Below are 25,499 nucleotides of genomic sequence, written 5' to 3'. Positions count from 1 at the left end.
AACCAGGCCTTTGCTTCTGTTGGCGGGCCTCTTCATGAAAACGATCGCGATCGTGCTGCACCCCGGTTTCCAGGTTCTGAGCCTGGCCGCCAGTTCCGTCTTCGAAACGGTCAACATGCACCTGGGGTCAGTGCAGTACCGGGTGACGCTGGTGTCCGAGCACGGCGGCCCGGTGCCCAGCTCACAGGGCTTTTCGGTGGATTCCACCAAGCTGGGCCGACGCACGTTCGACACGCTGATCGTGGCCGGCGACAACAATGGCGCGGGGGCGTCCGAGGGTTTGCTGCGCGCCTTGCAGGCCGCCAGCAAGCGCGTGCACCGCTGCGCCGCGATGTGCACCGGCGCCTTCATCCTGGCGCAGGCCGGCCTGCTGCAAGGGCGCCGCGTCACCACGCACTGGCACTTCGCGCGACGCTTGCAGCGCGAATATCCCGGCGTGCAGGTGGACGAAGACCGTATCTATGTCGCCGACGGCCCGATCTGGACATCGGCGGGCATGAGCGCGGGCGTGGACATGGCACTGGCCATGGTGGAAGCCGATCTGGGCGCGGACGTGGCCCGCATGGTGGCGCGCAAGCTGGTGCTGACGCAGCGCCGCGCGGGCGGCCAGTCGCAGTATTCCGCGTTGCTGGAACTGGACCCCAAGTCCGACCGGGTGCAGACGGCGCTGGCTTACGCCAAGGCCAATCTGAAGGCCGAACTGTCGGTCGACGAACTGGCCCGCGCCGCGCACTTGAGCCCGCGCCAGTTCAGCCGGGTCTTTCGCCTGGAAACCGGCCAATCGCCCGCCAAGGCGGTGGAACACCTGCGGCTGGAGGCCGCGCAGGGCATGATGCAGTCCGGCCGCCATCCGGCCGAGGTGGTCGCGCGCGAAACGGGCTTCGGCGACCGCGATCGCATGCGCAAGGCCTTCCTGCGCGCATTCGGCCAATCGCCGCAGGCGATGCAACGATTGATGCGCGCCTGACCCCGTTATTGCCGCATCTGGCCGCTAAAACGGGGTCATCAAGCACGCTTTGCCGATATGGGGGAGAATGCGTATCGCATGACTTTGCGACGTTCCTGGGCCGCGAAAGCACCCTGATTCCAATAAGGAAGTTGCATGACTGATGACAAAACCCCGCAGGCTCCTGATGCATTGGCGGTGTTTGTAGACACGGGGAGCACCCCGGATTGCTTTGAATTGCACGAGCGCGGCATCGTCCGCCAGCAAGACGGCGAACGCTACTACACCGCCTTCGCCGACATCTCCGACCTGTACTTGTCTGCCCCCGGCCCGCAAACCGGCCCCGACGGCATCGACCGCTTCGCCTACCGCAGCCGCGCCGAACCCGACTGGACCCTGGTGCCGGGCGACATCGCCGAATTCCCCCGCTTCATGGATGCCTTCCGCTCGCGCCTGGTCGACCAGCGCCTGCCGGTGCTCGAAGCCCGCCTGGCCGACGGCGCGAAGGTGGCGTTCCGCACGCTGGATGGCGGCGATTTCCCCGACCTGACCACGCGCGAACTGGCCCTGTCGGCCGAAGGCCTGCACATCGGCGCCGACACCTGGCCCTACGAATCGCTGCAACGCATCGACCTGAACGACTGGACCGAAACGGTCAGCCTGCGCACCGACGACGGCGCCACGGTGTTCTCGTGCCCCGCCGCGCGCATCCTCAGTTCGGACCTGTTCGTGAACCTGGTCTACGACCGCCTGGGTGAAACGGCGCAAGCGGCATCGGCCTGACGGCCTGGACGCCTCTGGCGTCACACGCCAGGCGCATGGCGCAATCCCCGAAGCATCAAGGGCCGCGAAAGCGGCCCTTGTGTCGTGGGGGCGCGGCGTTCGCCGCGCGGATCAATGGCCCGTATGCAGGGCCGGGTTGAGCGTGCCCCAAGCCGCGGTGCGCACCAGTGTTTCGACGGCTCCGGTCTGCGAGTTGCGACGGAACAGCAGCCCATGCTGGCCGGCCAGTTCGACGGCCTTGACCACGGCCCCTTCGGGCGTGAGCACGCGCGTGCCGGCGGTGACATAGCACCCCGCTTCGACGACGCAGTCATCGCCCAACGAGATGCCGATGCCCGAGTTGGCGCCGAGCAGGCAGCGCTTGCCGATGGCAACGACCTGTTTGCCGCCACCAGACATGGTGCCCATGATGGAAGCGCCGCCGCCGACGTCGGTGCCATCATCGACGATGACGCCCGCACTGATGCGGCCTTCGACCATGGAAGCCCCCAGGGTGCCGGCATTGAAGTTGCAGAAGCCTTCGTGCAGCACGGTGGTGCCCGCGGCCAGATGCGCACCGAGCCGCACGCGCGCGGTATCGGCAATGCGCACGCCCGCCGGCACGACGTAATCGGTCATGCGCGGAATCTTGTCGACGCCGCGAATCTCCAGCACCTGTCCGGTGGCGCGCAGTTGCCAACGCAGGGCGTCGACCTGATCGACGGCGCAAGGCCCGACCGACGTCCAGGCGACATTGGCCAACACATTGAACAAGCCATCCAGGTTGGCGCCGTGCGGCCGGATGAGCCGATGACTGAGCAGATGCAGGCGCAGATAAGCATCATGCGCATCGGCGGGCGGCGCATCGAGCGAAGCGATGGCAGTACGCACGGCCACGATATCGACTTTCCGGCGGGTGTCGCGGCCAAGTGAAGTCGGCACGTGTTCACCGAGGGCGGCGCGGGCTTCTTCAGGCGTCAGGTGACGAGTGCCGCCGGCGGGCGAGTTGTCGGCCAGGGAGGGGCGCGGATACCAAGTATCAAGAACGGTGCCGTCGGCGGCAATAGTGGCTAGGCCGTAGGCGATGGCGCTGGTTTGAATGGCTTGGGACATGGTTCTTGCTGAGTTCTGTTGTGGTTCTTTTTGGGGGTGCTCTGGGGGAATATTCTAGGCCAGGTTGTTTGTGTTTGTATCTTGCGGGGCTGCGTACTTCGTAGGTCGTCCCTGGCGGCGGTGGCATGCGGGGCGGGCGCCCACGATTGCGGTCCGGAGCGTTCGCTCCGGACTGCCCCGTCGTCATCTTCGTCCGCCTTCGGCTCCCTTCAGATTCCCTCGGGCGCATCGAGGTTGCCCGCCCCGCATGCCACCGCCGCCAGGGACTACGTGCGTCTGGGGGCGTTGCGCTGCTGGACCTGTGGTCAGGGTATGGGATCTACAGGGTCGCCAAGCCGTGGCCGCGCGGGCGGCCACGTTTGGCATTGCGTTGCTGGAAAGTGTTGCGGGGGCGCTTCGCGCTGTTGGAGATTGGTTTTCTAATGGTTCGCAGTCAGGGGGGAGGGGGCGGTGATGGGCGGCGCGAGCAGGCACTGGCTTGCGCATGCTGACTGTCTCGCGCGCCGCCCATCGGGCGTTGCACATGGGTGTGGAACGCCACGGCATCCGCGCCGCTAGAAGACCGGTGGCCGGTGGAGGGCAATTCAACAGATGATCAAAACGCGCGCGATCCCCGCAAGCGCGAGAGCGGCATCGGTGCACGCAAGACGACGCGTAAGCCTCGTAAGGCCGCCCGCGCGGCCGGCACGAGGCGGGCACCGTCCCACCCCGCCAACCCCCCCTGATGGTGGCTAGCATGCCAAGCACACCGCTCGCCCCAGAGGCCGTGACTAATCAGCAGCAAGAGCGCGTGGCGGGGCAGGCAGGGGGTGGGCGGGGCGTTAGATGCGCCCGACGGAATCCGTAGGGAGCCGAAGGCGTACGAGGATGAGGACGGGGTAGTCCGGAGCGAAGGCTCCGGACCGCAATCGTAGCCCCGCCCACCCCCTGCCTGCCCCGTCACGCGCGGCTTAAGAACCCAACCGCACGCACTAAACCGACCAGATTTTTTAAGCCAAATCCTTCAACAACAACTCCCAAAACTTCAACCGCTGCTCCAACGTAGAAACCAAGATGTACTCATTCAAAGTATGAGCACCATCTCCGTCCGCACCCAAACCATCGAGTGTCGGGATTCCCATGGCCGAGGTGAAGTTGGCGTCGCTGCCGCCGCCCGTCATCGGGGCGTCTTCCAGCAGGAAGCCTGCGCGTTCTGCGTAGCCTTGTACCAGCGCCAGCAGGGCGGCGGCTTCTTCTGTCTTTACCATCGGCGGGCGGTTCAGTTCCACGTCGATGTCCAGTTCCACGTCCGGGCCCACTGCGCACAGCTCGCGCATGCGGCGCAGCACGTCTTCTGCCGCGCCCATGTCCGGCACGCGGAAATCCACCACGCAGCGGCACAGCGCCGGCACCGTGTTCGTTACCGTGCCGCCGGCGATCGTGCCCACGCTGACCGTGATGCCGCGCTCGTAGTCCGTCATCGCTTCCAGCGCCAGCACCTGGTGCGCCATCTCGCGGATCGCGCTGCGGCCCTTCTCGTGCTGCATCCCGGCGTGGGCCGGGCGGCCCTTCACGTTCAGGTTCAGCATGCCCGTGCCCTTGCGCGCCGTCACGCACTTGCCTCCGTTCGGGCGGGCCGGTTCGCACACCAGCGCGTACTTCGCGTTGGCCGCGAAACGTTCGATGTGCACGCGCGAGGCATGGCTGCCGGTTTCTTCGTCAGGCACCACCAGGAAATCCACCGGCAGTTGCGTCGCGCCCGGACGAGCCACGCCCGCCAGCGCCGTCAGCGCCAGGTAGATGCCGGCTTTCATGTCGTAGCTGCCCGGGCCGTACAGGCGGTCGCCGTCGATGCGCACCGGGTTTTCGAGCAGCGTGCCCACCGGGTGCACCGTGTCCATGTGCGCCAGGATCAGGATGCCGGGGCGCGTGTCGCCGGGGGCGCGGTTGGTGGCGTACAGCAGCGGGCCGGTCGTGGGGCCCAGCGACGACAGTTCCACCGTCAGGCCGGCCGCGGCCGCGTAGTCGGCGATGATGCGGGCCATGGCGGCGATGCCGTCGGGGAAGTTCGAGGGCGATTCGCATTGCAGCCAGCTTTGGATGCCGGCGACGAGCTGTTCAGTACGGGTAGAAGACATAGCGGTATCCGGGAATATCGGCGGGGAAAATGGGGGAAGCGTTCAGGCGACCTGCTGGCCGGCCAGGCGGGCCAGTTCGGCGTCGTCGGGCATGCGGCCGTCAAACCACAGGCTGGCGCAGACGGCGGACATCGCGCGGCCGTCGTGGCCGATGCCGGGAACCACTTGCAGCGTCCAGTTGAACGGCACGCCGCGGCGTTCGGCTTCCTTGCGGCCGGCTTCGAAGTAGTTGTGGGCGCGCGCGAAACGGTGCGGGCCCTGGCGCATCGCGGCTGGTTCCGACGGCAGGTTGGGGTCGTCCGTGGCGATGTCCTGGTCGCCCGCCATGATCATCATCGGGTACGCCAGCAGCTTGACCAGATGGTCTTCGGTCAGGCCCACGCCGTCCATGCCTTCGGGGAAGGGGTAGTCGAACGTCGGTAGTGTGTACCAGCCCGGGTTGCCTGCCGCCACCGCCTTGAACGGGGCGTGCGACTGGCTGCTCATCAGGCGGTGCACGAACTGGCCGCCGGCCGAGTGACCGAACAGGTAGATGTTCTGGCCGTCGGTGATTTCGCCGTCGATCATGTCGCGGATCACGTTGCCCACCAGCGCGTAGGTCCAGCCGTCGATGTGGCGCGGGTTGCCGCCGGCCGAGAACACGCGGCCGTTGTTGTAGCTTTCGACGCCGGGCCAGATCTCGTTGGAGAACGTCAGCGCCACGATCAGCAGCTTGTGCTTGTCGGCCGCCTCGACCCAGAAGTCGCGGTATTCGTCGCCGTTGCGCAGCACGCCGTGCTGCACGATTACCACCGGGCGGTCCGGCGTGTAGCCGTAGGGGCGGTAGGTCTGCAGCTTGAACGGACGGTCGGAATTGCGGTCTTCGTCGATGTAGGCGATGGTATTGCGGCCCGCATGGCCCATTTCGATGGCGATGCGGTCCTTGTTGGACATGTCAGAGGGTTTCATGGCGTTCAGGCGGTGGCTTCGTTCAGGTGGCAGGCCGACCAGTGGCCCGGCGATATTTCTTTCAGGGACGGCGCCTGCTCGCGGCAGCGCGGCATGGCGTGGGGACAGCGCGGGTTGAACGTGCAGCCCGGCGGCGGGTTCAGCGGCGACGGGATTTCACCCTTGATCGGCGTGAACTTGCGGCCCCGGCGGGCCACGTCCGGCACCTCGGCCATCAATGCCTGAGTGTACGGGTGGTTGGCGCGCGCGAAAATCTCGGCCGACGTCGAGATCTCGACGATCTTGCCCAGGTACATGATCGCGACGCGGTCCGAGATGTGCTTGACCACGCCCAGGTCGTGGCTGATGAACAGGTACGTGAAGCCGTGCTGTTCGCGCAGGTCCATGAACAGGTTGATCACCTGCGCCTGGATCGACACGTCCAGCGCGGCAACCGGTTCGTCGCACACCAGGAACTTGGGCGCCACCATCAGCGCACGGGCGATGCCGATGCGCTGGCGCTGGCCGCCCGAGATCTGGTGCGGGAAGCGGTCGCGGTACTCGGTGTCCAGGCCCACTTCCGTCAGCGCCTGGTCGATGCGCGAGGGAATCTCGGCCGGCGGCGCCAGCTTGTGCACCTTGAGCGATTCGCCCAGGATCTGGCGCAGGCGCTGGCGCGGATTCAGCGAGGCCTGCGGGTCCTGGAAAATCATCTGCACGCCCAGCGTGTAGGCGAGCTTGTCGGCGCCGCGCAGGCGGCGGGCGTCCTGGCCCTGGTAGAGCAGGTCGCCTTCGGTCTGGCGGTGCAGGCCGGCCACGACGCGGCCCAGGGTGGACTTGCCACAGCCGGACTCGCCGACCAGGCCGACGACTTCGCCGCGGCCGATGCGCAGGTCCACGCCGTTGACGGCATAGACGGTGCGGCGGTCGATGGGGCGGCCGCCCAGGGCCAGGATGCGCTGGGCCAGGTCGGGCCGCTGCTCGAAGCGCTTGTGGACGTTCTTGAGCTCGATGACGGGGGTATCGGCTTGGCTCATGCTTGCTCGGCCTCGCGGGCGATCGGGACGTAACAGCGATAGCTGCGCGGACCTTCGGTGGTGATGGTGGGGGCTTGTTCGGTGCAGCGCGTGACCGCGTGGGCGCAGCGCGGCCGGAAGGCACAGCCCGACGGGCGGCCGGCCAGGCTGGGCGCCATGCCGTTGATCTGGTGCAGGCGCGCGCCCGGCTGGGTCGAGCCGGGCATCGAGTCGAGCAGGCCCTTGGTGTAGGGGTGGCGGGGTGCGTCCAGCACCTGTTCGACCGGACCGCTTTCGACGATGCGGCCGGCGTACATGACCGCGACGCGGTCGGCCAGCTCGGCCACCACGCCCAGGTCATGGGTGATCCAGATCAGCGCCGTGTTGTGTTCGCGGCAGATCTCCTGCATGCGGTACAGGATCTGGCCCTGGATGGTGACGTCCAGCGCCGTGGTGGGTTCGTCGCAGATGATCAGGTCGGGCTTGTTGAGCATGGCGATCGCGATCGCCACGCGCTGGCGCATGCCGCCCGAGAACTCGTGCGGATAGCTTTTCAGGCGCTTTTCCGGCGACGGAATGCCGACCATGGCCAGCGCCTCGCGGCAGCGCTCCAGCGCCTGGGCGCGCGGCACGTCTTCGTGCGTCAGGATGGCTTCCATCATCTGCTCGCCGATGCGCAGCACCGGGTTGAGCGTCATCAGCGGGTCCTGGAAGATCATGGCGATGCGGTTGCCGCGCAACTGGCGCATCTGCTCTTCCGAGAGCTTGCGCAGGTCGTTGCCCTTGAACTTGACCTCGCCGTCGACGACTTCGCCCGGCGGGTCGATCAGACCCAGCAGCGAGAAGCCGGTGACCGACTTGCCCGAACCCGATTCGCCGACCAGGCCCACGATTTCGCCACGGCGCACGGTGAGGTCGACGCCGTCGACCGCCAGCCACGCGCCGGCTTCGGTATGGAATGCGGTGCGCAGGCCGCGCACCTCAAGAAGAACGTCGCTCATCGCTTGGGGTCCAGGCTCTCGCGCAGGCGGTCGCCTACGATGTTGATGGAGAGGATCAGCACCAGCAGGGCAATGCCCGGGAACAAACTGATCCAATAGTCGCCCGACAGCAGGTACTGGAAGCCGTTGGAAATCAACAGGCCCAGCGACGGCTCGGTGATGGGCACGCCCACCCCCAGGAACGACAGCGTCGCTTCCAGCGCAATGGCGGTGGCGATCTGGATGGTGGCGAACACCATCACGGGGCCCAGGCAGTTGGGCAGCAGGTGGAACACCATGATGCGCCACGCCGGAAAGCCCAGGTTGGCGGCGGCCTCGACGTATTCCTTGCGGCGTTCCTGCAGCGCGCGGCTGCGCATGATGCGGGCGTAGTGGCCCCACTGCACCAGCACCAGCGCCAGGATCACCTTGTCCACCCCGCGCCCCAGCACCACCAACAGCACCAGCGCTACCAGGATGGTCGGAAAGCCCAGGATGAAGTCGACGATGCGCATCAGCACGGTGTCGACCAGGCCGCCGATGTAGGCAGCCACCAGCCCGACCGCGCCGCCCACGGCGGTGGCCAGCACCACGGCGGACAAGCCCACCATCAGGCTGATCCGCAGGCCATACAGGATGGCGCTGAGCATGTCGCGGCCCTGGTCGTCGGTGCCGAGCCAGGCGATGCTGCCGTCCATCAGGGCCTGGCGCGGCGCCAGGCGGCCGTCCATCAGCGACAGGTTGGCCAGGTCATAGGGATTCTGCGGTGCGAAGTAGGGTGCGAACACCACCAGCACGATCAGGATGATCAGGGCGATGACCGAGCCACGCACGGTCGGACGGGCCCGCAGTTTCTTCAGGATCGAGGCGCGCTTGGGCGTATCGGCCAGGGGCTGGACGGTACGGGTGCGGCCGGTATTGGGAGGATTAGCCATGGCGGTTATTGAGCAGGGGTCACGAGCTGCACGCGCGGGTCGAGCGCGGCGTACAGGATGTCCACGACCAGGTTGATGACCACGAAGATCAGGGTGACCAGCATCACGTAGGCGACCACCACGGGGCGGTCAAGCTGGTAGACGCTGTCGATCAGCAGCTTGCCCATGCCGGGCCATGCGAACACGGTTTCGGTGATGGTGGAATAGGCGATCAGGCTGCCGAATTCCATGCCGATCACGGTGACCACCGGGATCAGGATGTTGCGCAGGATGTGGCGGCGCACGATGCGGCCGGGCTTGACGCCCTTGGCGCGGGCGAACTTCACGTAGTCCTGGCTGCGGGCCTCGACCACGCCCGAGGCCGTCAGGCGCAGTACCAGGGCGATGTTGGCCAGCGCCAGGTTGATCGCCGGCAGGATCAGGTGCGACCAGCCGTCGGCCGTCAGGATCGACAGGCGCACGCCCAGCACGGTGACCGTCTCGCCGCGGCCGGTGGCCGGCAGCCAGCCCAGCCAGACGGCGAACAGCAGGATCAGCATCATGCCCTGCCAGAAGTTGGGCAGCGAAAAGCCCAGCACGGAAGAACCCATGATGCCGCGGCCCAGGGGCTCGTCGCGGTACAGGCCGGCCACCAGGCCCAGCGGAATGCCGACCACACAGGTCAGGCCGATGGCCAGGATGACCAGCTCGAAGGTGGCGGGAATGCGCTGCACGATCAGTTCGATGGCGGGGATGCCGTGCACGAACGAGGTGCCCAGGTCGCCATGCAGCGCGCGCCACAGGAAGCCGGTGTATTGCTGCCACACCGGCAGGTCCAGGCCCAGGCGCGCGATCATTGCTTCGCGGGCGGCCTGGCTGGCTTCGGGGCTGACCAGCAGTTCGATCGGGTCGCCCACGGCGTACACCGCGAAGAAGACCACGACCGACACGGCCAGCAGCACGAACAGACTCTGTATCAGTCTGCGTAGGATGAAAAGGGCCACGTGATATTTCCTTGGTGGGCTCGGGTTGCAGGCGCCGGATTGGCGATCTTAATTAGCGGGTCTGGCCGACATGGCCAGGGTGTATTGGTCGGCGCGGCCTTCGTAGGTCAGCCCTTTCTTGAATGCCCAGATGCTGCTTTCGAAATGCAGCGGAATGCTGGGCAGGTCGGCCAGGGCCAGGGTCAGGGATTCCTGCAGCAGCTTTTCGCGGGCGGCCGGGTCGACGGTGACCAGGGCGCGCTTGAAGACGCGGTCGAATTCGGGGTTGTCGTAGCCGCCATAGTTGCTGGTGCCCAGGCCGCGTTCCTTGTCGAAGGCGCTGACCCAGTACTGCAGGAACGACGAGGCCTCGCCGGTTTCCGACGACCAGCCGCCCATGGCGAAGCTGAACTCGCGCTTGGCGCGCTTGGGGAAGTAGACCGAGCGCGTCATGGCGTCGACCGTGGTCTTGATGCCCACGCGCGACAGGTACTGGGCGACGGCCTGCGAAATCTGGGCGTCGTTGATGTAGCGGTCGTTGGTGGACGAGATGGTCAGCTCGAAGCCGTCCGGGTAGCCGGCCTCGGCCAGCAGCTTCTTGGCGGCGGCCGGGTCGTATTTGAGTTCGGGCGCGGGCTGCAGCGTGCCGGCCATGCCGTCGGGCAGGAACTGGTTGGCGGGCACGGCGGCGCCGTCCATGATTCGCTGGGTGATGGCCTTGCGGTCGATCGCCAGCGAGATCGCGCGGCGCACGCGCACGTCCCGCAGCGGGTTCTTGCCGTCGGCGGCGCGCACCGTGGGGCTGGGGCTGCGGGCCACGTCGAACTGGAAGTACACCACCCGCACCGACGGCGTGATGACGTAGCCGAAGCCCGGCGTTTCCGAGATGCGCTTGACGTCGCGCGCCGCGGGGTTTTCGATCAGGTCGAAATCACCGGCCAACAGGCCCGTCAGGCGCGGGCCGGCGGCGGGCACCGGCACCAGCTTCACGTTGGCCCAGGCGGGCTTGTCGCCCCAATAGGCGTCGTTGCGGGTCAGTTCGATGGCGTTGCCCTTGACGTACGACTTCAGCACATACGGGCCAGTGCCGATGGCGGATTTGCCGGTATTGAAGTCGGCCATCGTGGGCCAGGGGCCGGTCACGCCGCAACCCGTCTTGGGTTCGAAGCGGATCGGGCCGTGCTGGACGATGCCGCTCCAGAGGATGGCGTTGCGGGTCAGGTCGTTGGGCAGCAGCGGGTAGGGTTGATGCGTCTTGATGACCAGCACGTTGCCGTCGCGCACGTCGATGCTGGCCAGCTTCTGCACCACGGCGGCGTACGAGCCGGCGATGGATTGTTCGTTGTGCAGCGCGCGGCAGAGCGTGAAGATCACGTCGTCGGCGGTGAACGGCTGGCCGTTGGAGAACTTCACGCCGTCGCGCAACGTGAATTCCCAGGTGGTGTCGTCCACCGGCTTCCAGGCCGTGGCCAGCCGCGGGATCAGGTTCATCTTGGCGTCCTGGCCCACCAGCGTCTCGAAGATGTGCGAGGTCATCGAGTCGTTCGGCGTGGCCTGGTGGTAGTGCGGGTCCATCGCGGTGGGTTCGGACGACAGGCCGATTCGCAGCGTCTGGGGGGCGGCCTGGGCCAGCGCCGCGGGGGCGCCGATGGCCGTGGCGGCCGCCAGCGTACAGGCGGATAAGGCGCTGCGGATGAAAACGTTTGCGGACATTGTGTTCCCTTGGTGTGTTTTTATAGATGGCGGCGCGCCGTCGAGGGCGCGCCGCTCGGTCGATCAGGCGATGGGCTGGGCCAGCCGTACGACGGTGACGCCGGCCCGCAGATTGGCGGTGGACGGCATGATCAGCACGCAGTTGTCATAGGGCGTGGTCACGGCTTCGCCTTCGGACCAGCCGATGACGGTGCCGGCGCGCGGCAGCGTTTCCAGGCCCTTCCAGCGCTCGGCGAAGCGGAAGTCGGCGCTTTTCGCGGCCACGGCGTGGGTCACGCGCAGGGCGCGCTGGGCGCTGGCCTGGGGCGCGATCCAGTCTTTGGGCAGATCGGCTTCGTCCACGGTGCCGGCCGCGACCAGAAAGCGCGCCATCTGGTCGATCGCGACGCCGCGGGCCTCGGGGGCGCCATGAAAGCCGCATTCGATCAGCAGCGAACGGGTGCCGTTGTCGCCGGCTTCGCCGAAGCGGCCGTAGTCGCGCATGCGCACGCCAGCGGCGTGGCCGGCGTCGGCAATGATGGTGGCGGGGTTGCCCAGCGCCAGGGCCAGGTCGATGTTGCGCTGTTCCATGCCGGTCAATTGCAGCGGCACGTCGGAATTGCTCATCGAGTGGAAATCCAGCAGCCAGTCGGCCTGGGCCACCCAGGGGCGGATCTCGGCGGCGCGGCGGCGTTCCTGGCTGATGGGCTGGGCCAGCTTGTCGTCGCTCCAGACGCGGTTCATGTCTTCGTCGACAAAGCGCGCCGGGGCGTAGTGGGCGGGGTCGAAGCGGTCGAACGCGGCCAGGTTGCAGAACGCCAGCGTCAGCGAACCGCGGCGCGGGCGCAGGCCCGTGGCCAGGGCTTCTTTCAGGGCCCAGGCGCCGCACAGCTCGTTGCCGTGGATCAGGGCGCTGAGCATGACGCGCTTGCCAGGCACGCCGGAGTCGAAATGCCAGACGCCCGGCGTATCCGTATTGCCCAGGCGTTCGGTCGACAGATCCGGACAGGCAAGCAGAAAGGGGCGCGGCTGGGGCGCGGACGAAGACAAGGACATGGGAACTCCGATCAAGCGAAGGGGATTGTATAGGGGATGACGACAGAGGGCGGTCAGGCGGCGGTCAGGCGCCGCTTGAGCGTGCCCGTTGGGCGACGATATCCGCGCCTTGTTCGCCCAGGTCCCAGAACAGGCCCGCCATGACGGCGGCGGCTTCACGCGCCACGGACGCCAGCAGGTGCTCGTCCGGGCCGTGCTGGCAACAGGCGGGGTAGGAATGGGGCACCCACACCGTGGGCAGGCCCAGCACTTCGGAAAACGCGTCGTTGGGCACCGTGCCGCCCAGGTTGGGCAAGAGCGCCGGCGTCTTGCCGGTGGTGGCGGCCAGCGAGGCCACGGCCCAGCGGGCCCAGGGATCATCGGGGTCCAGCCGGGTGGCGGGCGTGCCGCGGCGCATGCGGATGGCCACTTGCGACAGGCCGTGCGCGTCCAGATGGCGGCGCAGGATGGATTCGGTCTGGCGCCAGTCGGTGCCGACCACGAAGCGCAGGTTGCAGGTGGCGCTGGCGCGCGGCGGAATCGCGCCCACCGGGTTTTCCGGGTTGCCGGTCTTGTAGGCCAGTACTTCCAGCGTGTTCCAGCCGAACAGGCGTTCGGCCAGCGACAGCCCCGGTTCGCCCCAGTCGGGATCGATGTCGGGGGCGTCGTCGTCCTGGCCGACCTGGATGCTGGCCAGCGCCTGGCGCACGGCGGGCGGGATGGCCGGGGGCCGCAGGCCATCGACCAGCAGGCGGCCGCGCGCATCGACCAGGCTGGCCAGCGCGTTCGCCAGGATGATGCCGGGGTTGGGCAGCACGCCGCCCCAGTTGCCGGAATGGTGGGCGTGGCCGCGCAGGTCCACCGCCAGGTCGAACAGCAGCGTGCCGCGCGACCCCAGAAACAGGGTCGGCAGGTCAGCGGCCAGCCGCGGGCCGTCGGAGGCGATGAAGACGTCGGCGGCAAGCAGGTCGCGCCATTGGTCGCAGGCCTGGTGCAGGCCGGGCGAGCCGACCTCTTCGCCGCATTCCACCAGCATGCGCAGGTTGAAGCCCAGGCGCTGGCTGCGTTCGGCCAGCACCTGTTCCAGCGCGGCCATGTTGATGCAGTACTGGCCTTTGTTGTCGGCCGTGCCGCGGCCGTACCAGCGGTCGCCTTCGGCGGTCAGTTGCCAGGGGGCCAGGCCATCGCGCCATTGTTCGTCGTAGCCTCGCACCACGTCGCCGTGGGCGTACATCAGCACGGTGGGCAGGGCCGGGTCTTCCTGGCGTTCGCCGATCAGGAAGGGCGGGCCGCCGTCCACCGGGTTGTCTTTGATCTGGCAGGAAAAGCCCAGGCCTTGCAGCCGCGGCGCCACCGCGGTGCGCAGGTAGTCGTACAGCGCGTCACGCTGGTCGGGGTTCTGGCTTTCGGTGCGGTACGCGACCAGGCTGGCCAGGTCGCGCTGCAAGGCGCCGCTTTCGGCATAGGCGGCCGCGCGGCCGACAGCGGCGGCGCGGCTGGCGTTCGGAACTGCTGCTGACACGGACTTCCCCTTTTGTGGGCGGACGCGTCGTGCGCGCCAGCCTAGATCGTTGCGCAAATTCTAGGATCAGGGAAGCTTTCTCTACAATTAGAATATTTATCGATAGCTTTGCATAAAAGGCAAAGCTTCATCCCGGCGCTTCACCACCTACAAGGGTTGAACATGCACGGCATTGCCTTGCGCTACTTTGTCGAGGTCGCCCAGGCGGGCAGCTTGAGCGGGGCGTCCGAGCGCCTGCATGTGGCCGTGTCGGCCATCAGCCGCCAGATCTCCAAGCTGGAAGAAGAGGCGGGCGCGCCGCTGTTCGAGCGCGCCGCGCGCGGCATGGTCCTGAGCGAAGCCGGCCAGTTGCTGCTGGCGCACGCCCGCCGCACGCTGCTGGAGTCCGAATCCGTGCTGCAGGAAATCGCCGGCCTCAAGGGCATGGCGCGCAACGAAATCCGCATGGCCGCGGTCGAGGGCGTGGCCCGCGTCTTCCTGCCTTCGTCCATGGTGCGCTTTCGCCGCGATTGGCCCGGCGTGCGCTTCGATCTGTACGTGGGCCCGTCGCACGACGTGGCCCGGCGGGTGGCCGAGGGCAGTGTCGAACTGGGCATGACCTTCAACGTAGAGCGGGTCAGCGGCGTCAGCGTGCGCTATTCCCGCCGCGCCCCGGTGCACGCGGTGATGGCCGCCGGCCACCCGCTGGCCGGGCGCCGCAGCGTCAGCCTGCAGGACCTGGGCCAATATCCACTGGCGCTGACCGGGCTGGGCACCTCGTCCCGGCACCTGTTCGAGATGGGCTGCCTGCTGGAATCGGTGCAGCTCGAACCCACCCTGACCTGCAACGACTCGTCGCCGCTGCACGGCTTCGTGCTGGAATCCGACGCCATCATGCTCAGCGGCTACATTTCGGTCGCCTGGAGCCTGAAGCGCGAAGAATTGGTGGCGGTGCCGATCTCGAACGCGGAATTGCAGTCGCGCACGCTGCAGATCTACGTCATGGAAGGGCGGGTGCTGCCGCCCAAGGCCGAGGCGTTCATCGCGCTGCTGTCGCGCGAGCTGGATCTGGTGCTGGACCAGGGTCCCGGGGTCTGACGGCTGCCGGCCTCAATGAAAAACGGCTGCCCCGCGGGGCAGCCGTTTGCATTGCGCGAGGCCGGATTACTTGGCGTCGGGCTTGGCCGAGGTGGCCAGCGTGAACTGGTCGCGGCGGCCTTCGTAGGTGATGCCCTTGCGGAAGGCCCAGATGCTGCTTTCGAAGTGCAGCGGGATCAGCGGCACGTTGTCCAGCGCGATCTGGGTGGCTTCCTGCAGCAGCTTTTCACGCTTGGGCGCGTCGACGGTCACGATGGCCTGCTTGTAGACCTTGTCGAAGTCGGCGTTGGTGAAGCCGCCGTAGTTGCTGGTGCCCAGGCTGTTGGGCGAATCGAGCGAGGCGACCCACAGCTGGAACAGCGCCGAGGCTTCGCCCGTTTCCGCCGGCCAGCCGCCCATCGAGAAGCTGAACTCGCGCTTGGCGCGCTTGGGGAAGTAGATCGAGGCGGTCATGGCGTCGACGTTGGTCTTGATGCCGACGCGGGCCAGGTACTGGGCCACGGCCTGGGCCACCTGGCCGTCGTTGACGTAGCGGTCGTTGGTGGACGACAGCGTCAGCTCGAAGCCGTTGGGGTAGCCGGCTTCGGCCAGCAGCTTCTTGGCGCCTTCGGGGTCGTACTTGATTTCGGGGGCCTTGGGCAGCGCACCGAACATGCCGTCGGGCATGTACTGGTAGGCCGGGGTGGCCATGCCGTCCATGATGCGGGCGGTGATGGTCTTGCGGTCGATGGCCATCGAAATGGCCTTGCGCACGCGCAGGTCCTGCAGCGGGTTCTTGCCGTCGGCGGACTTCACGAACGGGCTCGGGTTGCGCGCCACGTCAGGCTGGAAGAACACCAGACGGGTCGAGGGCGTGGCCACGAAACCGAACTTGGGGTTGTCCTTCAGGCGTTGCAGATCGCGCGCGGCCGGGTTTTCGATCATGTCGAAGTCACCCGACAACAGGCCGGTCAGGCGCGGGCCGGCGGCCGGCACCGGCACGAACTTCACTTCCTTCCAGTAGGGCTTGGGGCCCCAGTAATTCTCGTTGCGCACCAGCTCGATGCCGGTGCCCTTCACGTAGGACTTGAGGGTGTACGGGCCGGTGCCGATGGCATCCTTGCCGTTGTTGAAGTCGGCCACCGTCGGCCACGGGCCCGTCACGCCGCAACCCTTCTTGGGGTCGAACGTCAGCTTGCCGTGCTCGACGATGCCGTTCCAGACGATCGGCAGCGAGCGCGCCAGTTCGGCGGGCATCAGCGGGAAGGGGGCGCCCGTCTTGATGATGACGGTGTGCGCGTCCGGCGTCTGCACGTCGGTGATCAGCTTGGTCGTGTCCATGTAGGACTGCGACACGTTGGTCTCGTTGTTCAGCGTGCGGCAGATCGTGAACAGCACGTCTTCGGACGTGAACGGCTTGCCGTTCGAGAATTTGACGTCGTCGCGCAGCTTGAATTCCCAGGTCAGGTCATCCAGGTTCTTCCAGGACGTGGCCAGCGCAGGCACCAGCTTCATGTCGGCGCTGCGGCCCACCAGAGAGCTGTAGACGTGCGCCGAGAAGGCGTCGTTCTGCGTCATCTTGTGGTAGTGGGGGTCGGCCGAGGTGGGTTCGGCGGACAGGCCGATCTTCAGCGTCTGGGCCTGGGCAGCAGCCAAGGGAATGGCGGCGGCCACAAGGGCCAGGGTGGTGCGCAACTTCATGGTGACAACTCCGGATGGGGAACGAACCGGATCGTGCGGGCGGGGGAACAGCGGGGAAGCCAACCGGGGAACAGAGACGTCGGCCGGGGGGGGCTTGCGGTGTTTTTGGCGCCAGCACGACGGCAAGGGGCCGATTATCGGTAGGGGCTTCGCGCGCTGTCAATGCGCGCCGGGCCGACGCTAGGGTAAACGCCGAGAGGGCCATTGCGCCTGTTGCGGCTTCGCAAATGCCAATCGCCCCAGTGCGAGGCAGTCCCGCTTCGGGACGGCTTCGCGCTGAGGCGACAGGGATTCTTGCTGCGATATTGCTTGGCAGAGGGCGTCGCGGGGGCCCCGCAAGTGGGGCCGGCGCGGCGCGATGGCGCCCGGTGAGGGGAAGGGCTTGGGAGCCCCGGGCGCCGGGATCGACACAACGGGCGCCGCGTGGGCGGCGGGCGTTGCGTCTACAGCACGCTGGGTGAAATCGCGGGAGATCGGTCGCGATTCAGCCCGGCGCGGCTGTTCTTACCACTGCGAGCCGGAGAAGCGCGAGCTGGCGGCGCGGGCCTTGTTCATCGATTCGTTGACTTCGTCGATGAAGGCGAACACGCCAGCGACGGCGGCGGCGATCGCCTGGCCAGCCTTCTTCAGGTTGGTCAGCGGGTGGGAATTCGGTTGGTTCTCGAGGGCGCCGCGGAGCAGATCGCGCTCCAGCGCATCGGTCAGGCGGGCAGTGTGGTTCAGGGTCAGTTCGCTCATGGTTTGCTCCAGTCCGTTTCGTCTTGGTGTAAACCATTATAGGGAAAACCCTAAAACCAGCGCAATGGGTTTTTAGGGGAAAACCCTAGTATGTTGTAAAAATGTTTTTTGCCCCGGGGACTTAGCGGCGCCGGCACGGGCGTCAGCCGCCGTTTCGCAGGCGCCGGGCGGCGTCCGCCAGCTCGCCCGCGGTCAGCCCGATCGGCCCGATGCCCTGGGAAACCAGGGCGTCCGCGGCGGCCCCATGCAGCCAGACGGCCCCGGCCACGGCCTGGTCCAGGGGCAGGCGCTGCGCCAGCAGCGAACCGAGCATGCCGGCCAATACGTCCCCGGTTCCCGCCGTGGCCAGTCCCGGATTGCCGCTGGTATTGCGGCGCCAGGCGCCGTCCGGGGCGCAGACCACGCTGCCGGCGCCTTTCAGGACCACCCAGGCGCCGTAGCGCTGTGCCAGGGCCTGGGCGGCGGCCGGCCGGTCGGCCTGGATATGGGTGGTGTCCGTGCCAAGCAGGCGGGCGGCCTCGGCCGGGTGTGGGGTCAGCACGACGGGACCAACGCCCCAATTGGGCTGCACGGCGCCCTGGGCCAGCAGGTTCAGGCCGTCGGCGTCCAGCACCAGCGGGGCGCCTTGGCGCAGCACGAACAATTCGGACAGGGCGTTGGCCGCCTCGGTGCCCGTGCCGATGCCGCAGCCGGCGACCCAGGCGGTGACGCCCCAGCCGCCTTCCAGCAGCGAGCGCGCGTCGCGCAGCATCAGTTCGGGTTGCAGGGGGTCGCAGGCCAGCGGTGCGGCGTCCTGGGCAAAGCCCACCAGCACCTTGCCGGCGCCGGTCTTCAGGGCCGCGCGGGCCGCCAGCAGCGCCGCGCCTTCCATGCCGCGCCCACCGCCCACCACGCCGACGGTGCCGAAACTGCCCTTGTGGCTGTCCTGCCCGCGCGGGGCGAACAGGGCGGGCAGGTCGTCGCGTCGGATCTCGCCGGCAGGGGCGATGGTGGGGGTGTTCATGGGCTGAGGTTCCTGGTCAGGGTGGCCGCGGTGGCGCATGCCGTATCCACTATAGTGCCCAAAAACGCGCGGCCTTTCGCCCGCGCCACCGGAGAAGACAATGACCGACATCACGCTGGAACACTATTCCGCCTATGAATCCCTGAAGCTGCGCCGGCATCCCAACGGCGTGCTGGAACTGATCATGGGGTCCAAGGACGGCAAGCCGGGCAAGCTGTCCACGGCCGATGACCGCATGCACCGCGAACTGGCCGACATCTGGCGCGACATCGATACGGACCCGGACACCCGGGTGGTGGTGATCCGCGGCGAGGGCAAGGGCTTTTCCGGCGGCGGCGACCTGGACCTGGTGCAGCAGATGGCCGACGACTTCGACGTGCGCACCCGCGTCTGGCGCGAAGCGCGCGACCTGGTCTACAACATCATCAATTGCAGCAAGCCGATCGTGTCGGCCATGCACGGGGCGGCGGTGGGCGCGGGTCTGGTGGCCGGGCTGCTGGCCGACATCTCCATCGCCGCGCGCGATGCCCGCATCATCGACGGCCATACTCGCCTGGGCGTCACGGCCGGCGACCACGCCGCCATCGTCTGGCCGCTGTTGTGCGGCATGGCGCGCGCCAAGTACTACCTGATGCTGTGCGAAACCGTCACCGGCGAAGAAGCCGAACGCATCGGCCTGGTGTCCCTGTGCGTGGACGAGGCCGACCTGATCGGCCGCGCCTTCGAAGTGGCCAACCGCCTGGCGGCCGGCTCGCAGACCGCCATTCGCTGGACCAAGTATTCGCTGAACAACTGGCTGCGCATGGCCGGCCCCACGTTCGACACGTCGCTGGCGCTGGAATTCATGGGCTTTGGCGGCCCGGACGTGCGCGAAGGCGTGCAGTCGCTGCGCGAACGGCGGGCGCCGAACTTCCGGCCCGATTCGCCGTTCTGAATCTTATTTTTTGAAGAAGGCTGCGAAGGCGGCCTGCGCCTCTTCCGTCTGGAGCCGGGCGCGGAACTGCTGCGCCTCGTAGTCGAGCGTTTCCTGGATGGCTTGTCGGTCGGGGCGCTTGAGCATGGCCTTGGTCAGGCGCAGCGCCGCGGGCGGCTGTTTGGCCAGGCTGGCCGCGGTGGCCTGCGCGGCCGCCAGCGCCTGGCCCTTGGCCGTGACCGCGGTGGCCAACCCGGCGTCGCAGGCTTCCTGGGCCGAGAAGGCCTTGCCCTGCAGCAGCCACTCGGCGGCGCGGCGGGCGCCGGCCAGGCGCGGCATCACCAGGCTGGACGCGCCCTCGGGGCACAGGCCCAGCGCCACGAAGGGCATGCGCAGCGTCGCGCCTTCGCCGATATAGACGAAATCGCAATGCTGCAGCAGCGTCACGCCGATGCCGATGGCGTAGCCCTCGACGGCGGCGATGATGGGCACGTCGGCCTGGGTCAGCGCGCGCAGGAAGGTCAGGCCGGCGCTGTCGCCGGCGCCGCGTTCCGCCTGGAAATCGCGCAGGTCGTTGCCGGCCGTGAAGTGTTCGCCCGCGCCGGCCAGGATCACGGCGGACACCGCGGTGTCCGCCGCGGCCAGCGAGATCTGCGCCGTCAGCGCGGCATAGGTGGCGGTGTCCAGCGCATTGCGACGGTCCTGGCGGTCGATCACCAGCGTCAGCACCGCGCCTTCGCGGGAAACCTTCAGGCCGGCGCTCATGCGTAGGTCCTGCCGGCCAGTTGGTCCTTGGCCTTGGCGTATTCCTGGCGCAGCGTGTCGACGATCTGCCGCGTGGGTTGCACGCTGGCAATGCCGCCCACGCCCTGGCCGGCGCCCCAGATGTCTTTCCAGGGCTTGACGCGGCTGGAGCCGAAATTGGACGCGCCGCTGTCCGGCTGGGGCAGGTTGGCGGGGTCGAGCCCGGCGGCCGTGATGCTGGCCTTCAGGTAGTTGCCCGGGATGCCGGTAAAGAACGGGGTATAGAGAATGTCGGACGCGCTGGCCTCTACGATGGCCGACTTGTAGCCGTCGCTGGCGTTGGCTTCGTCGCTGGCGATGAAGCGCGTGCCCATGTAGGCGAAGTCGCAGCCCATGGCCAGCGCGGCCAGCACGTGTTCGCCCGACGTGATGGCGCCCGACAGGATCAGCGGGCCGTCGTAGAAGCGGCGCACTTCGGACACCAGCGCGAACGGGCTGAGCGTGCCAGCATGGCCGCCCGCGCCCGCGCACACCAGGATCAGGCCGTCGACGCCCGCTTCCAGCGCCTTTTCGGCGTGGCGGATGGTGGTGACGTCGTGGAACACCTTGCCGCCCCAGTCGTGCACGCCTTTGACCAGGTCGCCGGGCGCGCGCAGGCTGGTGATGATGAGCGGCACGCGGTGGCTGGCGCATACGGCCAGGTCTTGCTCGAGCCGGTCGTTGGACTGGTGGATGATCTGGTTGACGGCGTACGGGGCCACGGCGGCGCCGGGGTGGGCCTCGCGGTACGAAGCCAGGCCGGCTTCGATTTCGTCCAGCCAGTCGGTCAGGAGGCTCTGGGGCCGCGCGTTCAACGCCGGAAACGAACCGACGATGCCGCTCGTGCATTGCGCAACGACCAGTTTCGGGTTGGACACGATGAACATGGGGGCGCTGATGACCGGCAGGGACATCTGGCCATACAAATCAGTCACTAGAGAGTGGGGCATAGCGTCGTCGCGTGAAGTTTCGGGGAATCGCGCAAGGGTGGCTTGAGCGGCGGGAACGGATGTGCCTATAATTACCTACCGACCGTCCGGTAATTAATTAATCTTTATTTAACGGCAAGCGCCGAACTGCTGTCAATGGAAGGGGCCTACCAATGGTCCGCTATTGAAAAAGCCGGCGCTGCCTCACCTGGCCCCGTCATGCCGACCTCTGCTGCCCCCGCCTCAAAACGCGCCCGCGCCGGCCGCCCGCCCACCATGGCGGCGCCGCGCGAACGCATCCTGGCCGAAGCCGCGAAGCTGTTCGCGCGCAGCGGCTACGACGGCAGTTCGGTGTCGGACCTGGCCGCCGCGATCGGCGTGTCGAAGGCGGCGATCTACCACTACTTCACGACCAAGCAGGACATCTACGACGCGATCATCCTGGCGGTGCTGAACGGCCTGACCCAAAGCGTGGGCCAGGATGTGGCGCGGGCCGAGGGCGCGGCCGACCGGCTGCGGGCGTTCATGGTGGGCCATGCGCGCTATTTCGAGCAGCACCACGCGGAGTTCGTGACGATGCTGATCGGCTATTCGGGCATGGCGCTGCCCGAACGCGAGGACGCGGCGCGCCTGCGCGATGGCTACGAGAAGCGGCTGCGCGAGGTGATCGCGCAAGGCGTGGCGGACGGCGCATTCCGCGCGCTGGACGTGCCGGCCACGGGCCGCGCGGTGCTGTCGATGCTGAACTGGATGGTGCGCTGGTACAAGCCCGGCCAGGGCGACAGCGCCGAGACGATCGCCGCCGGCTATTTCGATTTACTGGTTGGCGGACTGCGCGCCTGAGCGTGGCCGCCCCACACCCTGAGAGACCCTGATCATGGCCCTGGATAACGAAACCCTGACCCTGTTGCTGGACGCCGTGCGCCGCTTTACGCACGAACGCCTGATCCCCGCCGAAGACGAGCTGGCCGCCAGCGGCCAGGTGCCGCCGGACATCGTGGCCGAGATGCGCGAGCTGGGCCTGTTCGGCTTGTCGATTTCGCCGGACTACGGCGGCCTGGGCCTGACGATGGAAGAAGAGGTGCGGGTGGTGTTCGAGCTGGGCCAGACGTCGCCGGCATTCCGCTCGCTGGCGGGCACGAACATCGGCATCGGGTCACAAGCGATCGTGCTGGCCGGCACGGACGAGCAGCGCGCTCGCTATCTGCCGCGCCTGGCCAGCGGCGAGCTGATCGGTTCGTTCGCGCTGACGGAGCCGGACGCGGGCTCGGACGCGATGGCGCTGCGCCTGTCGGCCGAGCGCGACGGCGATCACTATGTGCTGAACGGCACGAAGCGCTACATCACGAACGCGCCGATCGCAGGCCTGTTCTCGGTGATGGCGCGCACGGCCCCGGAACGCCGCGCGGCGTCGATCTCATGCTTCCTGGTGGAAGCCGGCACGCCGGGCCTGATCATCGGCAAGCCTGACAAGAAGATGGGCCAGGCAGGCGCGCTGACCAGCGATGTGGTGTTCGACAACTGCCGGGTGCCGGCATCGGCGCTGCTGGGCGGCGAGGAAGGCAACGGCTTCAAGACGTCGATGCGCGTGCTGGACAAGGGCCGCCTGCACATCTCGGCGCTATGCGTGGGCATCGCAGACCGCCTGCTGCGCGACGCGGTGCAATACGCGATGGACCGCAAGCAGTTCGGGCAGCCGATCTCTGAATTCCAACTGATCCAGGCAATGATTGCCGACAGCCAGGCCGAGCTGTACGCGGCACGCTGCATGGTGCTGGATGCCGCAAAGATGCGGGATCGCGGCGAGAACACGACGATGCAGGCGGCATGCTGCAAGTTGTATGCGACGGAGATGGTGGGGCGCGTGGCGGATCGGGCTGTGCAGATTCACGGGGGGGCTGGGTATATGTCGGAATATGCGGTGGAGCGGTTTTATCGGGATGTGAGGTTGTTCCGGATTTTTGAAGGGACTACGCAGATTCAGCAGTTGGTGATTGCTCGGGAAGTGATCAAGGCGCAGGGGTAGTTTTTTTTTTGTTGCTTTGAGGTTTGTGTGACGAGTTGATCTTCGTAGGTCGTTCGGTACTTCGTAGGTCGTCCCTGGCGGCGGTGGCATGCGGGGCGGGCGCCCACGATTGCGGTCCGGAGCGTTCGCTCCGGACTGCCCCGTCGTCATCTTCGTCCGCCTTCGGCTCCCTTCAGATTCCCTCGGGCGCATCGAGGTTGCCCGCCCCGCATGCCACCGCCGCCAGGGACTACGAGTGTCTCGGGTCGTTGCGCTGCTGGACCTGTGTTCAGGGAATGGAATCTACGGGGTCGCCAAGCCGCGGCCGCGCGGGCGGCCACGTTTGGCATTCGTGTTGCTGACAGTGTTGCGGTTGCGCTTCGCGCTTATGGAGATGGGTTTTCTAATGGTTTCCCCGTCAGGGGGGAGGGGCGGTGATGGGCGGCGCGGCAGGTACTGGTTTGCGCGGGGTGACTGTCTCGCGCGCCGCCCATCGGGCGGTGGGGCGGTGGTGCTCTATGGATTGCATCCGCGCCGATAGAGGGACGGTGTGGAGCGGGTGTTCTCTCTAAGTTGAAGCAGGACTGATGGATTATCAGAGCACCATGTCTCAGGCATTCCTCATTAGAAATCAGCAATTCCACCCACACGCGATAGCGGCAACGCGGCCCGCAAGACGCCGCGTAAGCCTCGTAAGGCCGCCCGCGCGGCCGGCACGAGGCGAGCACCGTCCCACCCCGCCCACCCCCCTAGTTCGACATAAAAATGCCAAGCACACCGCCCGCCCCAGCCGACGTCAAATTGCAACTGATGCAGCTCTGTGGCGTGTGGCCGGGGGGACGCGGGGCGTGTAGATGCGCCCGACGGAATCCGTAGGGAGCCGAAGGCGTACGAGGATGAGGACGGGGCAGTCCGGAGCGAAGGCTCCGGACCGCAATCGTAGCCCCGCGTCCCCCCGGCCACACGCCGCAGAGCGTCTCAAGAACCTAAACTCAAGCAATCAACCGTCCGCCACTCGACCACCCAAAAAGCCACACAAAGCCCCCACCGGCTAATATCCCCCCTAACCTATCACTCTTGCCGCGAATAGATAAAAAATGTCGCAACGTCCTGCTCCTCTTACTGGTGTGCGTGTGTTGGATTTGACTCGTGTGTTGGCGGGTCCTTGGTGCACGCAGAACTTGGCCGATCTTGGGGCCGAGGTCATCAAGATCGAACGGCCCGGCGCGGGCGATGACACGCGCGCCTGGGGGCCTCCGTATCTCAAGGATGCGGCGGGCAATGACACCAGCGAGGCGGCTTACTACCTGTCTGCCAATCGCAACAAGTTTTCGGTCGCGCTCGACATCGCGTCGCCGCGTGGGGCCGAGCTGGTGCGCGAATTGGCGTTGCAGAGCGACATCCTGGTTGAAAACTTCAAGGTTGGCGGGCTTTCCAAATATGGGCTCGATTACGACAGCCTCAAGGAAATCAATCCGCGCCTCATCTATTGCTCCATCACCGGCTTTGGCCAGACCGGGCCTTATGCCAGCCGTCCGGGCTATGACTTCATGATCCAGGGCATGGGCGGGCTGATGAGCATCACCGGCGAACGCGATGATTTGCCGGGCGGCGGGCCGCAGAAGGCGGGCGTGGCCGTGGCGGATCTGATGACCGGCATGTATTCCACCGTGGGCATCCTGGCGGCGCTGCATGAGCGTTCGGTCAGCGGGCTGGGGCAGCACATCGACATGGCGCTGCTCGATTGCCAGGTGGCCATGATGGCCAACCAGAATCTGAACTTCATGACCTCCGGCAATGCGCCGCGGCGGGCCGGCAATGCGCACCAGAACCTGGTGCCGTATCAGGTTTTTGCGGCCAGTGATGGCCACCTGATCGTGGCAGTGGGCAATGACAGCCAGTTCCGCAATTATTGCGGCGCCATCGGCTTGCCCGAGCTGTCGGCGGATCCGCGGTTTTCCACCAATCCGCAGCGCGTGAAGAACCGCGAAGAACTCGTGCCCTTGCTGGTCGAGCGCATGGCCACGGGGGCGCGTGATTACTGGCTGGCGGCGCTGGAAGGCGTGGGCGTGCCGGCCGGGCCCATCAATACGCTGGACCAGGTCTACGAAGATCCGCAGGTGCTGGCACGCGGCATGAAGCGCGAGCTGCCGCATCCGGTGGCCGGCACGGTGCCCATGGCGGCCAGTCCGCTGAAGTTCTCGGGCAGCCCGGTGCAATACCGGCGTCCGCCGCCCATGCTGGGCGAGCACACGGCGCAGGTGCTGGCTGAAAAGCTGGGCTTGTCCGCCGAAGAAATCCAGGCGCTGGCCCAGGGCCAGGCCTGATTCATATGGCCGCGCGGCGCTTGCCGCCGCGTGGCAG

At 67.1% G+C, this 25,499-nt stretch carries 22 protein-coding genes; 7 read left to right on the top strand and 15 right to left on the bottom strand.

Annotated features, from left to right (window positions below):
* Positions 1-34 precede the first annotated feature (34 nt).
* Both HV798_RS15925 and HV798_RS15920 read left to right on the top strand, forming a co-directional pair.
* A complete protein-coding gene (locus HV798_RS15925) occupies positions 35-967 on the top strand; it encodes a GlxA family transcriptional regulator (protein WP_175193638.1) in 933 nt (310 codons plus the stop codon).
* Positions 968-1,102: 135 nt separating this feature from the next.
* A complete protein-coding gene (locus HV798_RS15920; protein ID WP_175193637.1) occupies positions 1,103-1,729 on the top strand; it encodes a hypothetical protein in 627 nt (208 codons plus the stop codon).
* A 111-nt stretch (positions 1,730-1,840) separates the two neighbouring features.
* On the opposite strand, the gene dapD is transcribed toward HV798_RS15920, so the two are convergent.
* From dapD to HV798_RS15870, 10 genes are all read right to left on the bottom strand, one after another.
* The gene (gene dapD / locus HV798_RS15915; protein ID WP_175193636.1) at positions 1,841-2,821 is read right to left on the bottom strand and encodes a 2,3,4,5-tetrahydropyridine-2,6-dicarboxylate N-succinyltransferase; all 981 of its coding nucleotides are present in this window, start codon (positions 2,819-2,821) and stop codon (positions 1,841-1,843) included.
* 989 nt (positions 2,822-3,810) lie between these two features.
* Positions 3,811-4,938 (bottom strand): M20 family metallopeptidase, encoded by a 1,128-nt coding sequence (locus HV798_RS15910; RefSeq protein ID WP_025139730.1) that lies wholly within the window; start codon positions 4,936-4,938, stop codon positions 3,811-3,813.
* Between the two features lie 42 nt (positions 4,939-4,980).
* A complete protein-coding gene (locus HV798_RS15905) occupies positions 4,981-5,886 on the bottom strand; it encodes an alpha/beta hydrolase family protein (RefSeq protein WP_175193635.1) in 906 nt (301 codons plus the stop codon).
* A 5-nt stretch (positions 5,887-5,891) separates the two neighbouring features.
* A complete protein-coding gene (locus HV798_RS15900) occupies positions 5,892-6,902 on the bottom strand; it encodes an ABC transporter ATP-binding protein (RefSeq protein ID WP_175193634.1) in 1,011 nt (336 codons plus the stop codon).
* Positions 6,899-7,882 carry an ABC transporter ATP-binding protein gene (locus tag HV798_RS15895; RefSeq protein ID WP_175193633.1) on the bottom strand — a complete coding sequence of 328 codons (984 nt, stop codon included), beginning with the start codon at positions 7,880-7,882 and terminating at the stop codon, positions 6,899-6,901. Before HV798_RS15895 ends, HV798_RS15900 begins: the two co-directional genes overlap by 4 nt.
* The gene (locus tag HV798_RS15890; RefSeq protein WP_025139726.1) at positions 7,879-8,796 is read right to left on the bottom strand and encodes an ABC transporter permease; all 918 of its coding nucleotides are present in this window, start codon (positions 8,794-8,796) and stop codon (positions 7,879-7,881) included. Before HV798_RS15890 ends, HV798_RS15895 begins: the two co-directional genes overlap by 4 nt.
* A 5-nt stretch (positions 8,797-8,801) precedes the next feature.
* Complete coding sequence (locus HV798_RS15885) at positions 8,802-9,779, bottom strand: ABC transporter permease (RefSeq protein ID WP_025139725.1); 978 nt, start codon at positions 9,777-9,779, stop codon at positions 8,802-8,804.
* 48 nt (positions 9,780-9,827) lie between these two features.
* Positions 9,828-11,471 (bottom strand): ABC transporter substrate-binding protein, encoded by a 1,644-nt coding sequence (locus HV798_RS15880; protein ID WP_175193632.1) that lies wholly within the window; start codon positions 11,469-11,471, stop codon positions 9,828-9,830.
* Between the two features lie 63 nt (positions 11,472-11,534).
* Positions 11,535-12,506 carry a M14 family metallopeptidase gene (locus tag HV798_RS15875; protein ID WP_175193631.1) on the bottom strand — a complete coding sequence of 324 codons (972 nt, stop codon included), beginning with the start codon at positions 12,504-12,506 and terminating at the stop codon, positions 11,535-11,537.
* A 64-nt stretch (positions 12,507-12,570) separates the two neighbouring features.
* A complete protein-coding gene (locus tag HV798_RS15870) occupies positions 12,571-14,007 on the bottom strand; it encodes a M20 family metallopeptidase (RefSeq protein ID WP_175193630.1) in 1,437 nt (478 codons plus the stop codon).
* 162 nt (positions 14,008-14,169) lie between these two features.
* Between HV798_RS15870 and HV798_RS15865 the strand changes: the two genes are divergently transcribed.
* On the top strand, positions 14,170-15,084 hold the full coding sequence (locus tag HV798_RS15865; RefSeq protein ID WP_175193629.1) for a LysR family transcriptional regulator: 915 nt from the start codon (positions 14,170-14,172) through the stop codon (positions 15,082-15,084).
* Positions 15,085-15,150: 66 nt separating this feature from the next.
* On the opposite strand, the gene HV798_RS15860 is transcribed toward HV798_RS15865, so the two are convergent.
* From HV798_RS15860 to HV798_RS15850, 3 genes are all read right to left on the bottom strand, one after another.
* Positions 15,151-16,764 carry an ABC transporter substrate-binding protein gene (locus HV798_RS15860; RefSeq protein ID WP_025139720.1) on the bottom strand — a complete coding sequence of 538 codons (1,614 nt, stop codon included), beginning with the start codon at positions 16,762-16,764 and terminating at the stop codon, positions 15,151-15,153.
* A 504-nt stretch (positions 16,765-17,268) separates the two neighbouring features.
* Positions 17,269-17,502: a hypothetical protein gene (locus HV798_RS15855; protein ID WP_006392557.1), complete on the bottom strand. Its 234-nt coding sequence runs from the start codon at positions 17,500-17,502 to the stop codon at positions 17,269-17,271.
* 142 nt (positions 17,503-17,644) lie between these two features.
* Entirely contained in the window at positions 17,645-18,505 is an 861-nt protein-coding gene (locus HV798_RS15850) for an NAD(P)H-hydrate dehydratase (protein ID WP_175216472.1), read from the bottom strand.
* A 100-nt stretch (positions 18,506-18,605) separates the two neighbouring features.
* Between HV798_RS15850 and HV798_RS15845 the strand changes: the two genes are divergently transcribed.
* Positions 18,606-19,439, top strand: a complete 834-nt coding sequence (locus HV798_RS15845; RefSeq protein WP_025139718.1) for an enoyl-CoA hydratase/isomerase family protein — start codon at positions 18,606-18,608, stop codon at positions 19,437-19,439.
* Positions 19,440-19,442: 3 nt separating this feature from the next.
* Here HV798_RS15845 and HV798_RS15840 read toward each other — a convergent pair whose 3' ends face one another.
* Positions 19,443-20,183: an enoyl-CoA hydratase-related protein gene (locus HV798_RS15840; RefSeq protein ID WP_175193626.1), complete on the bottom strand. Its 741-nt coding sequence runs from the start codon at positions 20,181-20,183 to the stop codon at positions 19,443-19,445.
* A complete protein-coding gene (locus tag HV798_RS15835; RefSeq protein ID WP_175193625.1) occupies positions 20,180-21,151 on the bottom strand; it encodes an NAD(P)H-dependent flavin oxidoreductase in 972 nt (323 codons plus the stop codon). The genes HV798_RS15840 and HV798_RS15835 overlap by 4 nt, the downstream gene beginning before the upstream one ends.
* 198 nt (positions 21,152-21,349) lie before the next feature.
* Here HV798_RS15835 and HV798_RS15830 point away from each other — a divergent pair, with 198 nt between their 5' ends.
* From HV798_RS15830 to HV798_RS15820, 3 genes are all read left to right on the top strand, one after another.
* On the top strand, positions 21,350-21,973 hold the full coding sequence (locus HV798_RS15830; RefSeq protein WP_175193624.1) for a TetR/AcrR family transcriptional regulator: 624 nt from the start codon (positions 21,350-21,352) through the stop codon (positions 21,971-21,973).
* A gap of 34 nt (positions 21,974-22,007) precedes the next feature.
* Positions 22,008-23,156, top strand: a complete 1,149-nt coding sequence (locus HV798_RS15825) for an acyl-CoA dehydrogenase family protein (protein WP_175193623.1) — start codon at positions 22,008-22,010, stop codon at positions 23,154-23,156.
* Between the two features lie 1,076 nt (positions 23,157-24,232).
* Positions 24,233-25,462: a CaiB/BaiF CoA transferase family protein gene (locus HV798_RS15820; RefSeq protein ID WP_175193622.1), complete on the top strand. Its 1,230-nt coding sequence runs from the start codon at positions 24,233-24,235 to the stop codon at positions 25,460-25,462.
* The last annotated feature ends 37 nt before the right edge of the window (positions 25,463-25,499 follow it).

The sequence above is a fragment of the Achromobacter deleyi genome (genome assembly GCF_902859705.1).
GTDB lineage: Bacteria > Pseudomonadota > Gammaproteobacteria > Burkholderiales > Burkholderiaceae_B > Achromobacter > Achromobacter deleyi.
This window is presented reverse-complemented; position numbering and strand designations above follow the sequence as displayed.

Coding starts and splice junctions, on each gene's coding strand:
- HV798_RS15925 (WP_175193638.1), top strand. CDS start 35: ATGAAAACGATCGCGATCGTGCTGCACCCCGGTTTCCAGGTTCTGAGC.
- HV798_RS15920 (WP_175193637.1), top strand. CDS start 1,103: ATGACTGATGACAAAACCCCGCAGGCTCCTGATGCATTGGCGGTGTTT.
- dapD (WP_175193636.1), bottom strand. CDS start 2,821: ATGTCCCAAGCCATTCAAACCAGCGCCATCGCCTACGGCCTAGCCACT.
- HV798_RS15910 (WP_025139730.1), bottom strand. CDS start 4,938: ATGTCTTCTACCCGTACTGAACAGCTCGTCGCCGGCATCCAAAGCTGG.
- HV798_RS15905 (WP_175193635.1), bottom strand. CDS start 5,886: ATGAAACCCTCTGACATGTCCAACAAGGACCGCATCGCCATCGAAATG.
- HV798_RS15900 (WP_175193634.1), bottom strand. CDS start 6,902: ATGAGCCAAGCCGATACCCCCGTCATCGAGCTCAAGAACGTCCACAAG.
- HV798_RS15895 (WP_175193633.1), bottom strand. CDS start 7,882: ATGAGCGACGTTCTTCTTGAGGTGCGCGGCCTGCGCACCGCATTCCAT.
- HV798_RS15890 (WP_025139726.1), bottom strand. CDS start 8,796: ATGGCTAATCCTCCCAATACCGGCCGCACCCGTACCGTCCAGCCCCTG.
- HV798_RS15880 (WP_175193632.1), bottom strand. CDS start 11,471: ATGTCCGCAAACGTTTTCATCCGCAGCGCCTTATCCGCCTGTACGCTG.
- HV798_RS15875 (WP_175193631.1), bottom strand. CDS start 12,506: ATGTCCTTGTCTTCGTCCGCGCCCCAGCCGCGCCCCTTTCTGCTTGCC.
- HV798_RS15865 (WP_175193629.1), top strand. CDS start 14,170: ATGCACGGCATTGCCTTGCGCTACTTTGTCGAGGTCGCCCAGGCGGGC.
- HV798_RS15860 (WP_025139720.1), bottom strand. CDS start 16,764: ATGAAGTTGCGCACCACCCTGGCCCTTGTGGCCGCCGCCATTCCCTTG.
- HV798_RS15855 (WP_006392557.1), bottom strand. CDS start 17,502: ATGAGCGAACTGACCCTGAACCACACTGCCCGCCTGACCGATGCGCTG.
- HV798_RS15850 (WP_175216472.1), bottom strand. CDS start 18,505: ATGAACACCCCCACCATCGCCCCTGCCGGCGAGATCCGACGCGACGAC.
- HV798_RS15845 (WP_025139718.1), top strand. CDS start 18,606: ATGACCGACATCACGCTGGAACACTATTCCGCCTATGAATCCCTGAAG.
- HV798_RS15840 (WP_175193626.1), bottom strand. CDS start 20,183: ATGAGCGCCGGCCTGAAGGTTTCCCGCGAAGGCGCGGTGCTGACGCTG.
- HV798_RS15835 (WP_175193625.1), bottom strand. CDS start 21,151: ATGCCCCACTCTCTAGTGACTGATTTGTATGGCCAGATGTCCCTGCCG.
- HV798_RS15830 (WP_175193624.1), top strand. CDS start 21,350: ATGCCGACCTCTGCTGCCCCCGCCTCAAAACGCGCCCGCGCCGGCCGC.
- HV798_RS15825 (WP_175193623.1), top strand. CDS start 22,008: ATGGCCCTGGATAACGAAACCCTGACCCTGTTGCTGGACGCCGTGCGC.
- HV798_RS15820 (WP_175193622.1), top strand. CDS start 24,233: ATGTCGCAACGTCCTGCTCCTCTTACTGGTGTGCGTGTGTTGGATTTG.